This is a genomic window from Gryllotalpicola kribbensis (assembly GCF_039538245.1).
In the GTDB taxonomy this organism is placed as follows: Bacteria; Actinomycetota; Actinomycetes; order Actinomycetales; family Microbacteriaceae; genus Gryllotalpicola; species Gryllotalpicola kribbensis.
Genome location: NZ_BAABBX010000005.1, coordinates 1 through 13836 on the forward strand (window position 1 = coordinate 1; position 13836 = coordinate 13836).

The 13836-nt window shown below is 70.4% G+C and carries 14 protein-coding genes, 1 tRNA gene and 1 pseudogene; 5 read left to right on the forward strand and 11 right to left on the reverse strand.

Annotated features, from left to right (window positions below; all coding sequences use genetic code 11):
- Positions 1–161 precede the first annotated feature (161 nt).
- On the reverse strand, positions 162–1664 hold the full coding sequence (locus ABD716_RS03220; protein ID WP_344773750.1) for a recombinase family protein: 1503 nt from the start codon (positions 1662–1664) through the stop codon (positions 162–164).
- 20 nt (positions 1665–1684) lie between these two features.
- Between ABD716_RS03220 and ABD716_RS03225 the strand changes: the two are divergent.
- A pseudogene (locus tag ABD716_RS03225) lies at positions 1685–2221 on the forward strand (ABC transporter ATP-binding protein); the annotation flags it as partial.
- A 5-nt stretch (positions 2222–2226) separates the two neighbouring features.
- Here ABD716_RS03225 and ABD716_RS03230 read toward each other — a convergent pair.
- From ABD716_RS03230 to ABD716_RS03240, 3 genes are read right to left on the reverse strand one after another with little or no spacing between them, the layout of a single operon-like run.
- Complete coding sequence (locus ABD716_RS03230; RefSeq protein WP_344773752.1) at positions 2227–3021, reverse strand: GNAT family N-acetyltransferase; 795 nt, start codon at positions 3019–3021, stop codon at positions 2227–2229.
- On the reverse strand, positions 3018–4418 hold the full coding sequence (locus ABD716_RS03235) for an MFS transporter (protein WP_344773754.1): 1401 nt from the start codon (positions 4416–4418) through the stop codon (positions 3018–3020). The genes ABD716_RS03230 and ABD716_RS03235 overlap by 4 nt, the downstream gene beginning before the upstream one ends.
- Positions 4419–4443: 25 nt before the next feature.
- Entirely contained in the window at positions 4444–5268 is an 825-nt protein-coding gene (locus tag ABD716_RS03240; RefSeq protein ID WP_344773756.1) for a class I SAM-dependent methyltransferase, read from the reverse strand.
- Positions 5269–5515: 247 nt separating this feature from the next.
- Between ABD716_RS03240 and ABD716_RS03245 the strand changes: the two genes are divergently transcribed.
- Positions 5516–6583: a 3-deoxy-7-phosphoheptulonate synthase gene (locus ABD716_RS03245; protein ID WP_344773758.1), complete on the forward strand. Its 1068-nt coding sequence runs from the start codon at positions 5516–5518 to the stop codon at positions 6581–6583.
- Between the two features lie 194 nt (positions 6584–6777).
- Here the strand turns inward: ABD716_RS03245 and ABD716_RS03250 are convergent, their stop codons facing one another.
- From ABD716_RS03250 to ABD716_RS03260, 3 genes are all read right to left on the reverse strand, one after another.
- Positions 6778–8124: an HNH endonuclease signature motif containing protein gene (locus ABD716_RS03250; RefSeq protein ID WP_344773760.1), complete on the reverse strand. Its 1347-nt coding sequence runs from the start codon at positions 8122–8124 to the stop codon at positions 6778–6780.
- Positions 8125–8243: 119 nt separating this feature from the next.
- The gene (locus tag ABD716_RS03255) at positions 8244–9443 is read right to left on the reverse strand and encodes an MFS transporter (protein ID WP_344773762.1); all 1200 of its coding nucleotides are present in this window, start codon (positions 9441–9443) and stop codon (positions 8244–8246) included.
- The gene (locus ABD716_RS03260; RefSeq protein WP_344773764.1) at positions 9440–9805 is read right to left on the reverse strand and encodes a RidA family protein; all 366 of its coding nucleotides are present in this window, start codon (positions 9803–9805) and stop codon (positions 9440–9442) included. The genes ABD716_RS03255 and ABD716_RS03260 overlap by 4 nt, the downstream gene beginning before the upstream one ends.
- An 89-nt stretch (positions 9806–9894) precedes the next feature.
- Between ABD716_RS03260 and ABD716_RS03265 the strand changes: the two genes are divergently transcribed.
- On the forward strand, positions 9895–10716 hold the full coding sequence (locus ABD716_RS03265) for a TrmB family transcriptional regulator (RefSeq protein ID WP_344773766.1): 822 nt from the start codon (positions 9895–9897) through the stop codon (positions 10714–10716).
- Here the strand turns inward: ABD716_RS03265 and ABD716_RS03270 are convergent.
- Both ABD716_RS03270 and ABD716_RS03275 read right to left on the reverse strand, forming a co-directional pair.
- Positions 10713–11180: a GNAT family N-acetyltransferase gene (locus ABD716_RS03270; RefSeq protein ID WP_344773768.1), complete on the reverse strand. Its 468-nt coding sequence runs from the start codon at positions 11178–11180 to the stop codon at positions 10713–10715. The two genes, ABD716_RS03265 and ABD716_RS03270, sit on opposite strands and share 4 nt — an antisense overlap.
- Positions 11177–11677 (reverse strand): MarR family winged helix-turn-helix transcriptional regulator, encoded by a 501-nt coding sequence (locus tag ABD716_RS03275; RefSeq protein ID WP_344773770.1) that lies wholly within the window; start codon positions 11675–11677, stop codon positions 11177–11179. Before ABD716_RS03275 ends, ABD716_RS03270 begins: the two co-directional genes overlap by 4 nt.
- Before the next feature lie 43 nt (positions 11678–11720).
- On the opposite strand from ABD716_RS03275, the gene ABD716_RS03280 reads away from it, so the two are divergent.
- Positions 11721–11792: transfer RNA gene (locus ABD716_RS03280), tRNA-Gln, on the forward strand.
- 16 nt (positions 11793–11808) lie between these two features.
- Here ABD716_RS03280 and ABD716_RS03285 read toward each other — a convergent pair.
- Positions 11809–12294: an FBP domain-containing protein gene (locus ABD716_RS03285; RefSeq protein ID WP_344773772.1), complete on the reverse strand. Its 486-nt coding sequence runs from the start codon at positions 12292–12294 to the stop codon at positions 11809–11811.
- Between the two features lie 279 nt (positions 12295–12573).
- Entirely contained in the window at positions 12574–13239 is a 666-nt protein-coding gene (locus ABD716_RS03290; protein ID WP_344773774.1) for a hypothetical protein, read from the reverse strand.
- A 62-nt stretch (positions 13240–13301) separates the two neighbouring features.
- On the opposite strand from ABD716_RS03290, the gene soxR reads away from it, so the two are divergent.
- Positions 13302–13817 carry a redox-sensitive transcriptional activator SoxR gene (gene soxR, locus ABD716_RS03295; protein WP_344773776.1) on the forward strand — a complete coding sequence of 172 codons (516 nt, stop codon included), beginning with the start codon at positions 13302–13304 and terminating at the stop codon, positions 13815–13817.
- The last annotated feature ends 19 nt before the right edge of the window (positions 13818–13836 follow it).

Here is a 13836-nt window from a genome sequence, read left to right on the forward strand (position 1 = left end):
GCCGCTTCGAGAGAACCACCCATTGAGAACCGCCGGGCCCCGCACACCGTTTAACTGACAGACCCCGGAGAGATCGTGGCCCTTTACTGGTAGTTGATAGCTCCGGCTTAGCGATCCGCAGAGCTCGGTCTTGCGGATCGCGCTGAGATCCGTGCCGAGCCCTAGTTAGTCGGTTGCCGCCATCGATATGGGCTGGGATGGGCGAATCGCGGCGCGACCTTGATCCGTCCGGGGTGGAACTTGCCGCCCATCTGGGGTGCTTTCTCGATGCGAATGTCGAGGAGCGCTTTCAGGATGTGCCGCCGGTCGACGAGCCCGAGACCCTGCCAGGCGTCCTCGATGTCGTCAGCATTGAGGAGCGCGGCGAGGTTCTCGTCGGTCACGGGCGGGACGGCGGCTTTGCTGGCTTGTTCGATCTGCGGGGTGAGGCGTTGCTCGATGTTCGAGAGCATTGACAGGCTGATCCGGCCCTCGGTGTACTCCTTGGCGGCCTCGTCGAGTCGCTGCCGGAGCTCGGCGACGAGCGCTTGGGCCTCTTTGACGCGGTCGAGCCATTGGTCTTCGGGGTCGGAGAGGATGGCGAGGTTCTCGGGCTTGGTGAGCCAGCCGATGAGGACTGCGGTGACGTAGGTGTCGGTGCGTTCGACGTCGATGCTGATCTTGCGACAGCCGGTGTGTTGGCAGGCGTAGTTGTTGCGCACGCTGCCGTCCTTGCGGGGGATCACGCCGAGGAAGCGCACGAGGGGCCGCCCGCAGTAGCCGCACTTGGCGATGTGGGACAGCAGCCACTTTGGGTGGCTGTGGTTGTCCTCCTCGACGTAGCGGACGCGGCGGGCGGAATCGTTGAGGATCTGGTTGACCTCCTCCCACTGCTTGACTGGGAGGATCGCGGGCCAGTCGGCCTGGCCGATGATCTCGCCCCGGTAGACGCGCAAACCGGCAATGGTGGGGTTCTGGATGATCTGCCGCAGCGTCGCGTTCATCCACCCGCGCGAGTGGTCGCTGGTCGGCTTCTTCGGCGTCGGCACGCCCTCCCGGTTCAGCCGGGTGATGATCCGGTTGACCGGGACGCCCCGCATGATCTCCTCCACCGCGGTGCGGATGAGGTTCGCCTGGACGGGGTCGATCTCCTGCCGCAGCAGCACCCCGGTGGTCGTCTCGTAGACGCGCCGGTACCCGTAGGGCAGCTGCCCGTGCGGGCGGCCCTTCTGCGCGTTCAACCGTACCGTCCGCAGCTGGCGTTCGCGGATGGTCGCCGCGTCCTTCTCCGCGGTGAGGAACTCCAGCCCCATCATGAACGCGTCGTCACTACGGGAGAAGTCGTAGACCCGCCCCTTCGTCAGATACAGCACGCCCGCCTCCTGGCACGCCGCCCGCAACTGCACATACGCCGGCATCTCCCGGCCCGCCCGGGACGGCTCCCGGGTCACGAACGCGTCGAACGATGAAGAGCGGATCAGGTGCAACGCCTCCTCGAAGCCCTCCCTCTCCCTCGTGCGCCATTGGGAGGCGGAGCGGTTCGCGTCGGTGATGACCCGGCCGACCTGCCAGCCCTGCTGCTCGCACCAGGCGCGGCAGTCTGTCTCCTGGTCGCCGACCGAGCGCTTCAGATAGAGGCGATCCATCGAGGCCCGGGTGTAGATGAGTGCGGTAGTAGATTCCATGTCGAGTAGGTGCGCTTTCTGTGTCAGACCCCGAAATGCTCGTGGAGCCGACGAACGACCTCGACACCGACATACTCGCCGCCATCGAGGACCTGCTGGACTCGTGGCCGGGCACGCTCATCGTCGTCTCGCACGACCGCTACCTGCTCGAGCGGGTCACCGACCAGCAGTACGCGATCCTCGACGGCCACCTGCGTCAGCTGCCGGGCGGCGTCGACGAGTACCTGAAGCTGCGCAGGGCACAGCAGGCGGCGGATGCCTCACCGGCCACCGCCGCGAGCGTCGACGCGCCGCAGGCGAAGGGCGCCACCAGCACCTCGAGCGCGGCTCTCACCGGCGCCGAGCGCCGCGCGGCCGAGAAGGAGATCGCCTCGATCGACCGTCGCATCGGGCGCCTCCAGGGCGAGATCGCGGCCGCACACGACCGGCTGGCGGCGCACGACCAGTCCGACTACGTCGGCCTCGGCGAGCTCACCGAGGCGCTGCGCGCGCTCGAGACCGAGCTCGCCGAGCTTGAGACCCGCTGGCTCGAGCTCTCCGAGCAGCTCGAGGGCTGACGCCCTCAGGCGCGACAGGCCCCTGCCGGCGGCACCGCGAGCCGGCCGACGAGGTAGCTGTACCGGCCCGCCTCGGTGAAGCCGACGCGCGAGTACAGCGCGATGGCGCCGCTGTTCGACGCGAGCACCTGCAGCCAGGCATCCCTCACCCCGCGCGCAGCCCCTGCCGCGAGCAGCGCGCGCACGACACGCTCGCTGTAGCCGCGCCGGCGGTGATCGGGCAGCGTCGCCACGGTGTAGAGGCCGCCCCAGCCGCCCCCGACGAGAGCGAGCCGGGCGACCGACACGACCGCGCCATCGACCCGCAGGCCGGCGTACAGGGCCGGCACACCGGTGAGAATGCGCCGGGCGACGTCGAGCTCTGCGTCGCCGCCGCGTCCGTCCACCGCCCACCACACGGCCAGCCACTCGGCGCTCGGCTCATCGGCGAGCTCGACGGCGGCATCCGTCGACGTGTCGAAGAGCGGGGCGACGGATGCCGCGAGCACGAGCGTCTCGTCGGCGACGCGGTAGCCGCGGCCGATGAGCCGCTGCCGCACCGCACCGTCATTGCCCGACAGCTGGAACAGGGGCGGCAGGCCGCGCTCGCGGTAGGCGCTCTCGACGGCGGCGAGGGCGCCGGGTGAGGCATCCGCCTCGCCGCCGGCGGGCCATGCCGAGTTGGCGCGCCTCGTCACACCCTCGGCGAAGCGCACCTGCCAGGCGCCCACGCGGGCGCGCTCGAGCGCGGGCCAGGCGGCGTCGGCGAGTGCGGCGAAGTCGGTCTGGGGAACGGCGGTCTCTGGCAGCGAGGAGTTCACGGAACAACTCTGTCAGGCCGCCGCAGCGCCGCGGTCGTCAGCGCCGTGACGACGACGGCCAGCGCCGCGAGAACGAGGAAGCCGGTGGCGAGTGTCGACGCGGCGTGCGCCCCGGCCGAGGTCGCGAGCGAATAGCTGCCGCCGGTGAGCAGTGAGCCGACGGTGATCGAGCCGGTCTCGGCGAATGCGGCGGCGGTTGCGACGGCCGAGACACGCGTGGGCTCGAGATCGTTGAAGTTGGCTGCCGACTGCACCGTGTAGGCCATTCCCATGCCGACCCCGATGACGGCGCCCGCTGCGACGGCGACCGGAACCCCGATCGTCGCCGAGCGCGAAAGCACGGCGAGCGCCAATGCGATCATGCCGAGCCCGACGAGCATCACGCCCATCGGTGCCCGGCCGAACAGGCGCCCCTGGCCGGGCACGCCGCGCACGGGAACCAGCCCGAGCAGCGACCAGCCGACGCCGGCCGCCCCGACGACGAGACCCCCGGCGAGCACCGAACCGCCCAGGCCGCCGACCACCGCGAGGGGCATCACCGACTCTGCCGCGAAGTAGACGACGCACGAGCCGAAGAAAGCCGTGAGCGCGAAGACCCGTCGCCGGGCGCCGCCCGAGGCCCGCACGATCAGCAGAAGAGACAGTCCGACTGCGGCGCACAGGCCGACGAGGTACCCGAGCCATGCCCACGGCCCCTGCTCTGACGAAGTCCACGACGCGAGCACGAGGGCGCCAACGACACCGAACCCGATCAGGGGGCTCACGCGCGCGCCACTGCGCTGTCTCGGAATGATCGCCGCCGACCGCCACATCAGCACGCGCCCGCCGATCACGAGCACCGCCGGCCACACCATGGCCCAGCGCCAGCCGACGGCGGAGGCGATGCCCGCATTCACGAGCGGCCCGACGAGGGACGGCACGAGCCACATGAACGCGAACAGCCCGAAGACGCGCGGGCGCAGCGCGTCTTCGTACAGCGAGCCGAGGGCGGCGTAGCCGAGCCCGGCGATGATGCCCATGCTGAGCCCCCTGATCACATTCCCGATCAGGATCCACACCATGTCGGGCGCGAGCGCCGACAGCGCCGCGCCGATCGCGAAGAGCACGGTGGCGATGCCGATCGCCGCAGAGAACCCGAGCCGCTCGAGGGGCGCGGGCCCGAGAGCGAGCATGAAGATCGACGAGAGCGTGGCCGCGGCGAGCGTCGCGCCGTACAGCGCAGACCCGTGCAGATCGCATGCCGCGAGCGGCAGCACGGTGGAGTAGGCGATGCCCTGCACCGCGCCGCCGAACTCCCCGATGAGCAGCGCTATCAGCAACCGCCCGCGGGGCCCCGCGAACACCGCGCGCAGCGTGGGCGCGGGCGCGGGCGACTCTGCGGCCGAACCATCACTCACGTGACCGAGGCTACGGGAGCGCGCCCTACGCGCTGCGGCGCGCGTCGCCCCGTGGTTCGATCGTCGGCACCTCGCGCGTCTGGTCGAACAGGTGCGACAGCTCATCGACATCGTCGCGGGCGAGCACGCGGGCGTCCTCTGAATCATCGGCGGATGCCGCGCCCGCACGCGCCTCGGAGGAGGCCGCAGCCATCGCGCCGAGGTCGACTTCGGGAGTCGCGACCGTGACCGGCTTGGCCCAGGTGAGCCGGTACCTGCCGAGCAGTCCGCGGTGCAGCTCGGCGCCGGGCAGCAGCTCGGCCGCGGCATCCGTCACGTCTGCGAAGGAGTACGCCGGTTCGACGGGTGCGACAGACGCGAACTCGGGCCGATACATGCCGCGCCAGGTATAGAAGAGTTGCAGCGCGCGCGAGTAGGGCACCGACGCCCACTGCACGGCGCGCTCCACCAGCGTCACCGCGGACGCCTGGCCCACGACGATGAGGGTGCCGCCCGGTTTGAGCAGCTCGCTCACCCGTGCGAGGGCGGGCAGCAACGGCAACTCGTGCAGCACGGAGACCATCGTGATGACGTCGTAGCTCTCAGGGGTGAGGCCCCACTCTGTGCCGAACTCGGACACGGCGACGTCGGTGTTCGGCACCATGCTGAGCCGCTTGTGGGCCTGGGCGATCGCAACCGGGTCCTTGTCGATGCCGACCACGCTGCGTGAGACTTCGGCGAGGCGCAGGGCGAGCAGGCCGTCGCCGCAGCCCACGTCGAGCACGTCGCCGGCGTGCTCCGCCGCGATGCGCTGGATCCAGGGGTGGTAGGCGGCGTCGCGGTTCCACTCGCCGCCGACGTCTGTGGGCATGGCCCCCATAGTGGTCACGGTTCCGTGTTGCGGCCAGGGGACACGCCGCGGACCCGGCGAGCACTCACCGTGATAACCTCAGCGGCATGAACCGTTTCTGGTATGCGTATGAGGCTCCGGCTGAGGTGCCGGCACTCTGACGCAACCAGAACCCCACCTTCAGCCAGGCAGAGACGAAAGTTCTCTGCCATTCGTCTTTCTAGGCGTCGGGCTGAAGGCCTTCCGCCCGGGAGGAGAAGAGGAACCCATGTCGAACGATCTCGGTGCGGCCACCTTCGAGCCGCTGCCCACGCCCAACCAGCTCAAGGCAGAGTTGCCGATCACCGCCGAGGCCGCGGCGCAGATCGCCCGCCATCGCGCCGACATCGACGCGATCATGCAAGAGCAGGACGATCGCCTGCTCGTCGTCGTCGGCCCCTGCAGCGTGCACGACCCCGAGGCCGCTCTCGATTACGCGCGCCGACTGGCGCCCATCGCCGAGAAGCTCAAGGACGACATCCTCGTCGTCATGCGCGTGTACTTCGAGAAGCCGCGCTCGACGGGCGGGTGGAAGGGCCTCATCAACGACCCGCACCTCAACGGCACGCACGACATCGCGACCGGGCTGCGCGTCGCCCGCAAGCTGCTGCTCGACGTCGTCGAGCTCGGCCTGCCTGCGGGCACCGAGTTCCTCGAGCCGGTCAGCCCCTCCTACATCTCCGACCTGGTCAGCTGGGGCGCGATCGGCGCCCGCACGACCGAGAGCCAGATCCACCGCCAGATGGCGTCGGGCCTCGGTATGCCGATCGGCTTCAAGAACGCGACCGACGGCGATGTCCAGGTCGCCATCGACGGCGTGACCGTCGCCGCGCAGCAGCACACGACGTTCGGCATCGACGACGAGGGCCGCGCCGCCATCGTGACGACCCGTGGCAACGGTGCGGGTCACGTGATCCTGCGCGGTGGCCGTTTCGGCCCGAACTACGGCACGCACAACGTCATCTACTCGGCGCGCCTGCTCGCACGCGCGGGCCTGTCGCCGCGCATCATTGTCGACGCGAGCCACGCGAACAGCGGCAAGAGCCACGTCCGCCAGCTCGAGGTCGCACACGAGCTCGCCGCGCAGATCGCCGACGGCGAGCCGATCGCGGGCGTCATGGTCGAGAGCTTCATCGAGCCGGGGGCGCAGAAGCTGACGGATGCGGGCCTCGAGGGCCTCGTGTACGGCAAGTCGATCACGGATGCCTGCATCGGGTGGGACGACACCGAGGCGCTCCTCGAGGATCTGGCCGCGGCGGCCCGCCGAGCGGCGCGCCTCGAACCCGTCGATGTGTAGGCACGCCGGGTAGCGAAGCACCTGCGCACCCGCGCGTACCTGCGTACCTGCGTACCTGCGCGCACCCGCGCACCTGCGCGCACCCGCGTACCTGTGTGCACCCTGCGTACCTGTGCGCACCCGCGCACGTGCGCCACGCGCGCGGCGCCACGCGCTGCCCCGGCTCACTCCGGCGGCACGCGCGTTGCCCCGGCTCACCCCGGCGGCGGTGCTCCGGGCGGCGCTTCAGCTTTGGACCTGCTGGCTGCGCGGTTGCCGGCGGGCCTCCAACCAGTGTCGCGCCCCATCGCGGCATAGCGGACTTCCGGAAGGCCGTCGATCATTCTGATGTGCCACGGCCCCGCGTCGATGTCGTGGTGGTGGAACCAGCAGAGATTGACTCCGTTGCCGACATCCGTCGCCCCGCCGTCGGCGAAGGCGACGACGTGGTGGACCTCGCACCACTGTGCGGGCACGTCGCAGCCGGGGATGAGACAGGTGCCCCCGTCTCGCACGGCGATCGCGCGGCGCTGGCGGCGCGTGAAGGCGCGCACCTCGCGCCCGAGGCGCAGCAGGTCGCCCTCGGGGGTGAAGATGACGGTCTGGATTCCGCCGGCGCAGGCGGCCTGCTCGGCTTCCTGAACGGAAACGGGCCCGGGGGTCCCCGCATAGAACGCGGTGCCGACCCCGGCCTCGAGCTCGGCGAGCGTGGTGGAGACCCACACCGTCGGGTGATCGCCGCCCATGTCGGGTGCCTCGGCCGATCGGGCTTGGGCAGCGCAGATGTCCCGGAACAGGTCGGCACGCTTCTGCCCGGCCGTGCGCGCATCCTCGGGCGTCTGTTCCTCGGCGGGGGTGAACGAGACGGTCCTCTTCCCTTTCGGGTTCACGTAGGCGTCGAACAGGCTGCGGGCGACGGCGGCGTGCCCGGCCGGCAGCAACCCGGAGACGCGCGCCTGCCCGTCCACGGTCGGGCCGATGTGGAAGTAGCGCTCCGCCATCGCCGTGCGTGCCTGGTCTTCGATGGCTGCGAGCTCCAACGCGGCGGCCTTCTGCGCCGCGCGCGCCTTCACTTCATCCGCCCCCGCGGTGACCGCGAGTTCCACGAGCTCCGATTCGACGGCCGCAAGCTCGCCGGCATCCGCACGCGCAAGGTCCTCGCCGGCGGCCTTCTGCAGTTCTCCCGTGATCGCCGAGGCCGATTCTCGGCCGATGCGGCCGTCGAGTACCGCCTGCTCGACGACGGGCAATCTCTTCAGCTCCGTGGCCTGGGCCACGAGCTTCGCGGCCTCCTTCCCGGAGGTCTTCGTGATGCCTTGGATCGCGCCGGCGGCGGTCTTGAACCCCAGCCTTCTGGCGAGGGAATCCGCAGCTCCGTCGGCCGAGCGCGCGGCAACCTCGCCGGCGACAGCAAGGTCCAGGGCGTCCAGGTGTCGGTGCAGGGCGGCAAGATCTTCCGCGAACCCCACGAGCTGGCCGTCGGACAGGGTCGCGGGGTCCACCGGAAGCACGGCGCGCACGCGCGCCAGCGCATCGCACGCAGCGGACCCGACCCTCGACATGTGAACAAGTATACGACGGCACTGTGACATTGACCAGACATCAGTTCGAATACTTATTCACACAATGCGTGGCGCCCTCGACTTTTCCACAGGCGCCGGCGCCCCGCTCGGAAGTAGAGCTAGATGTATGAGGTCAGGACGTTGTTGACGCGTCGTCGCTTGATTCTCGTCAGAAGCACCGCGGCGGCTGCGGCGGCGGCCGCGAGCAGGGTGATGGCCGGCCAGCCGGCGGCCACGATCGTTCCGGCGATGGCGGTGCCGATCGCGCCGGCGGCGTAGTAGAGGGTGAGGTAGGCGGCATTCAGGGCCCCGGAGCGGGCGGGGTCGATGGCCACGATGCCGGCTTGGTTGGCGACTTGGGCGGCGAAGCATCCGGCGTCGAAGAGCGCGAGTGCGGCCGCGGTCGCGACGGGGTTGCCGAGGCCGAAGGTGAGTACGAGCGCGGCACAGGCGGCAACGGTGAGTCCTGTCGTCATGACGGCGCGGTTGCCGAAGCGGTCGGAAAGCCGCCCGGCGGTGCGGGTGACGACGAGTCCGAGGACCCCGGCGAGGCTGTAGAGCCCGATCGCGGCGGGGCTGAGCGTGTAGGGCGGCTCGGCGAGGCGGAGGGCGAGGCCGACCCAGACGAGGTTGAAGGCGAAGAACCAGAGCATGCCCGCGGCGGTCGCATGGCGCAGCCGCGGACGTGTGCGCAGCAGCCCGGGCAGGGCGCGCAGAGAGGCGAGGTAGCTGCCGGACGGGGATTCCTTGCCGGACGGCAGGAGTGAGAAGGCCGCCAGTGCCGTCGCGGCCACGAACGCGGCGAAGGCCAGCAGCGCGCCGCGCCAGCCGATCCAGTCAGCCAGCACGCCGCCGGCGAAGCGGCTGAGGAGGATGCCGGCGGAGATCCCGGCGGACACAGCCCCCATGCGCGCGCCGCGACGGCCGGGATCGGAGTGCTTGCCGACGACGGCGCTGGCCTGAGCCGCGACCGTCGTCAGCCCGCCGATGACGACGAAGCATCCGATGAGAACGCCGGGGCTCGGCGCCGCGGCCGCGAACGCCAGGACCCCGGCCAGGACCAGCAGCTGCACCGGAATGAGGGTGCGAGGGTTGAGCCGGTCGGCGAGCGGCACGAGGAGGGCGAGCCCGGCCAGGTAGCCGGCCATCGCCGCCGATGCGACGACCGCGACTAGCGGGACCGGCGCTCCGAAGTCGCGGGCGACCTGGGCGAGTGCGGGCTGGATGGCGTAGTCGTTGGCGATCGCGCCGCCGGCGGCGACTGCAAGCACCGCAACGGCGGCACCCGGCAGCCGCACGCCGACAGCACCCTCGGTCATGCCGAGGCCCGCACTGCCACAGCCTCGACCTCTACGAGGATCGCGTCCTCGACGAACGGCAGCGCGTGCACGAGAGAGAACGCGGGCCGGATCTCGCCGTAGGCCTCGCCGTGGGCGCGGGCGGCGTCCTCCCAGTGGTCGAAGTCCGCCACCGCGAGACGGCTCTGGACGACATCCGCCAGGGCGAAGCCGTTCTCGGCGAGGACCTTCTCGATCGTCTGAAGCGCATTGCGCGTCTGCGCGTACACGTCCTCGCCTTCCCCAGAGGTTCCGGAGATGAAGATCGCGTTCCCGATGACCACGGCGCGGGAGTACCCGACCTTCGACTCCCACGGCGACCCCGTGCTGACCAGCTTGCGCATCCGAACTCCTTCAACTACTCGGGTAGTAACTCAGGGATTCATTAACTACCCGAGTAGTTGCAGAGAAGGCAAATCGATAGAATCGGCCCATGCCCGTCGACACCGAACTCGTCGCCTCGCTCACCCGCCTCGGCTTCACCCAGTACGAAGCCCAGGCATACGCGGCCCTCGTCGGGCAGGCCGCCCTCACGGGCGCCGAGGTCGGACGCCGCGCCGGTATGCCGCCGTCGAAGGTGTACGAGACCCTCGGCCGCTTGGAAGCCCGCGGCGCCGTGCTCGTCAACCGCTCCGAACCCGTGCGCTACACCGCGACCCCGCACACCGCTCTGCTGAAAGAACTGCGCGAGCGCTTCGACGCCGACCTCGCCGCCGCAGAGGCCGCACTCGAGCAGCTCCCCGCGCAGCAGGAGCCCGGACTCGTGTGGTCGCTCAGCGGGCGCGACGCCATCGTGCAGTCCATCGGCCGGGCCATCGAGCACGCCCGGCGCACGATCTTCGCCGGTCTGTGGGACGAGGAACTCGACACGCTCGGCCCGCTACTGGAAGCGGCATCCGCACGCGGCATCGAGACCCACGTCGCGATCTATGGCACCCGCACCCTCACCGGACCGCACAGCTATGACATGGCCGAATGCGGCGCCAGCGCGAGGCTGCGCCTCTCCGGCCGGCGCCTCGCCGTCGTCGTAGCCGACGACACCGACGCTGTCGTAGCCGAGTTCGGCGACCGCACCCCCGACCAGGCCACCCTCACCACCAACCCCGTCATCGCGCTGCTCGCCGTCGAATACGTCAAAGCCGACGTCTCCGGCCGCCTCATGATCAACGCCATGAGCCCTGCGGCCTACGCCGAACTGCTCACCACGCCCGACATGGCAGCCATCAACAGCCCCGTCACGGCTAGCAACAACTAGAGCTCGACCTCGAGCAGGGTCTCCGCGTTCACCCAGCCGCTGCGCCGGTAGAACGCGACGCCCTCGTGGGTCGAGTGCAGCACGATGCGGTGGATGCCCCGCGCCCGCGCCTCGGCCGCGATCGCGTCCATCAGCGCACGGCCGATGCCCCGGCCCCGCAACGACGCATCGACGAAGACGCTCTGCACCTCTCCGCTGCGGCGGTCGAAGTCGGTCGGCACGGGAACGCGGTCGACGACGGCGAGCCACGCCATGCCCACGATCCGCCCGTCGAGCTCGGCGAGCTTGCCGATCACCCTCTCGCGATGCTCCGCGATCCAGGTGGTCATCGCCGCGACATACGCGGCTTCCTCGCCGGTGGGTGCAGAGCGCGAGCGCTCCCAGGCGAGCCGCAGGGCGACGAGCGCCGGGGCATCCTCAGGGGCGGCGTTGCGAATGCGCACGTCGCCGTCGCGGCCGCTCATGGCTCGTCGACATCGACGGTCAGCTTGCGCAGCAGCGTGCTCAACCGGTTCTGGTCATGGGCGCTGAGGCTCTTGAGGATGCCCGCTTCGGCGTCGACCAGCCGGGTGATGGCCGCGTCGACATGAGTCAGCCCCTGCCGGGTCATCCGCACCAGGACGCCGCGCCCGTCGGCGGGGTCGGAGAGCCGCTCCACGAAGCCGCGCTGCACGAGCCGGTCGATGCGGTTCGTCATCGTTCCCGATGAGACCAGCGTCTGCTGCAGCAGCGCTTTCGGTGACAGCTGATACGGCGCTCCGGCGCGGCGCAACGCGGCCAGCACGTCGAACTCCCACGACTGCAGGCTCGAGCGGGTGAAGGCCGCCCGCCGCGCCGACTCGAGGTGGCGCGACAGGCGGTCCACGCGTGAGAGCACCTGCAGGGGGGCGAAGTCGAGGTCGGGTCGCTCGCGCAGCCACGCGCCGACGATGCTGTCGACTTCGTCCTGGGGTGCGGCCATGCGGTCAGCCTACCGAGCAGAGCAATGCCAGACTGGTAACCGATCCGCGATGGTGTAACGGCAGCACGACGGCCTTTGGAGCCGTTAAGTCCTGGTTCGAATCCAGGTCGCGGAGCGCACCGCCCGCCTGCCTAACGCGCGCGCACCGCCGAGACGAACCGGGTCACGTTGCAGCGCAGCGTCTCGATGCGCTCCTGCCGCGCCGCCTCGACGTCGAATCCGACGTAGGCGAGCGGCGGCCTCTTTCGCACGTTGGCCGAGCACTCGAACCCGGCGCACACGAGCGTGCCGACGGTGTCGCCGTTGCGACCCGCCTGCCCGGTGCGCTTCGCGCTGAAGAACACGACCTCGTTCGGAAGGTGGACATCTTCGCACCACGCGCACTGCGGGCGGGTGCGGGTGCGGCCGTTGCCGGTGCGCAGCATCACCCCGACCGGCTCGTCGTCGACCCAGGCGACGACGTAGCCGACGTTGTCGATCTTGCGGTCGCGCCAGCCGAGATAGTCGAGTTCGTCCCACCGGACGTCGTCGAGGCTGGGGATGCTGATGGAGTTGCGCTCCCGAAGGGAGGTGTTGACGAAGGACTGCTTGAGCTGCTGCTCGGTGAGCGGTTGCATGAGTGAAAAACCTGTCGTGTCGGCATTGTCGTGAGGCGCACGGTGGCGCACTCCGTCGAGAAAGGGCCCGGCGCGGGAAGCGCCAGTGGTCGAAAGCAGACGGGGACGGGCCTATCTCGAGCCGGCGACAGCGCCGACGACCTCCAGACGCCTGACGATCAGGCTGTTCGCGTCGAGGTCGGACATGCTCTCAACGGTAGTCGACGAGGTGCGTCGGTGCACGCGAGCAGTCGCACGTGGGGAGCTCTCTCAGCTCGACGCCGAGTCGGTCCGCGGGCGTCAGCTCGCGGGCTCGAGTGCGGCGTCGGGTGCGAGCGGCGTGCGACGCACTCCCTCCGCGCGCACCGTGATCGGCGCGCTCTGCGCGCGGCGGTCGGTGGTCGGCATCCAGGCACGGCCGGCGGCGACGAGGATCAGCAGGCCGTGGATGTCTCCGACGGCGGCGAACGCAGTCCCCGGCGGATTCCCGTAGGGCGGCACGCCGCGGCCGCGAAGCCGCTCGACGGCCTCGGGCACGTCAGGCACGGCGATGCCGACCTCGCTGATGCACAGCAGACCGCGCGGGCCGAACGGCGCGGGCATCCTCTTGTCGAGATCGCGCCGTTCGATGAGCTCGAGCACCTGGCCGTCGGGTCCGTCGAAGTAGACCGAGCGGCCGTTCCAGGCGGGGCTGGTCTCGAACTCGTCGGCGCCGGCCTCGTCGCGCAGCAGCGCCGCCCTCGTCGCGATCCACGCTTTCGCGTCAGCGAACGAGCCGGTCGGGATCGTGATGGCGAGGTGCTGGGAGCCGGCGTAGTCGCCCTGCTCGAACAGGAGGCGCGACGCCCCGATCTCGACCGTGAGGCGGGCGCCCGAGCGCGTGGCGGGCACCTCGAGACGGTCGCGGTAGAAGCGCTCGGTCGCATCAAGGTCTCTGGTGGGCAGAACGACGTCGGTGATTCGCATGACTCGATCAGACAACCTCAAGTCGACTTGAGGTCAAGCCCTCCTGGCGAGAAACTCGTGACGTGCCCCACATCGCCCCCAACGAGCTTCTCCGCATCGGCGAGGTGGCGCGGCGCGCCGGCGTGAGCGTGCCCACGATCCGCTACTACGAAGAGCGCGGCCTCATCGACGCCGTGCGCACGACGGGCGGTCGCCGCGCCTTTCCACGGCACACGCTGCGCCGGCTGGCCGTCGTCGCCGCCGGGCAGCGCGTGGGCCTCAGCCTGCAGCAGATCGCCGACGCGCTCGACGAGCTGCCGCGCGACCGTGCGCCCACCCAGCGGGAGTGGACGCGCATGTCGCGGCACTGGGCGACCCTGGTCGAGCGGCGCATCGAGGTGCTGCAGCGGCTCGCGTCCGATCTCGACGGATGCATCGGGTGCGGCTGCCTCTCGCTCGGGAAGTGCACTCTCTTCAACCCGGGCGACGAGGCCGCCGGGGAAGGCGCCGGCTCGCGCTGGCTGCGTCGGGCGGAGCAGGCGGATGCCGAGCGCGGCGCCTCGGTCACGATCGACGGCGGCCTGATTCAAACGATGTAACCTCCACCGCGCTCATGGC

What these genes read in the sequence shown, in the direction of transcription:
- ABD716_RS03240 (WP_344773756.1), bottom strand. Translation starts at nt 5,268, where the DNA reads ATGCCCACAGACGTCGGCGGCGAGTGGAACCGCGACGCCGCCTACCAC.
- ABD716_RS03245 (WP_344773758.1), top strand. Translation starts at nt 5,516, where the DNA reads ATGTCGAACGATCTCGGTGCGGCCACCTTCGAGCCGCTGCCCACGCCC.
- ABD716_RS03265 (WP_344773766.1), top strand. Translation starts at nt 9,895, where the DNA reads ATGCCCGTCGACACCGAACTCGTCGCCTCGCTCACCCGCCTCGGCTTC.
- ABD716_RS03260 (WP_344773764.1), bottom strand. Translation starts at nt 9,805, where the DNA reads ATGCGCAAGCTGGTCAGCACGGGGTCGCCGTGGGAGTCGAAGGTCGGG.
- ABD716_RS03290 (WP_344773774.1), bottom strand. Translation starts at nt 13,239, where the DNA reads ATGCGAATCACCGACGTCGTTCTGCCCACCAGAGACCTTGATGCGACC.
- ABD716_RS03275 (WP_344773770.1), bottom strand. Translation starts at nt 11,677, where the DNA reads ATGGCCGCACCCCAGGACGAAGTCGACAGCATCGTCGGCGCGTGGCTG.
- ABD716_RS03255 (WP_344773762.1), bottom strand. Translation starts at nt 9,443, where the DNA reads ATGACCGAGGGTGCTGTCGGCGTGCGGCTGCCGGGTGCCGCCGTTGCG.
- ABD716_RS03285 (WP_344773772.1), bottom strand. Translation starts at nt 12,294, where the DNA reads ATGCAACCGCTCACCGAGCAGCAGCTCAAGCAGTCCTTCGTCAACACC.
- ABD716_RS03250 (WP_344773760.1), bottom strand. Translation starts at nt 8,124, where the DNA reads ATGTCGAGGGTCGGGTCCGCTGCGTGCGATGCGCTGGCGCGCGTGCGC.
- ABD716_RS03220 (WP_344773750.1), bottom strand. Translation starts at nt 1,664, where the DNA reads ATGGAATCTACTACCGCACTCATCTACACCCGGGCCTCGATGGATCGC.
- ABD716_RS03270 (WP_344773768.1), bottom strand. Translation starts at nt 11,180, where the DNA reads ATGAGCGGCCGCGACGGCGACGTGCGCATTCGCAACGCCGCCCCTGAG.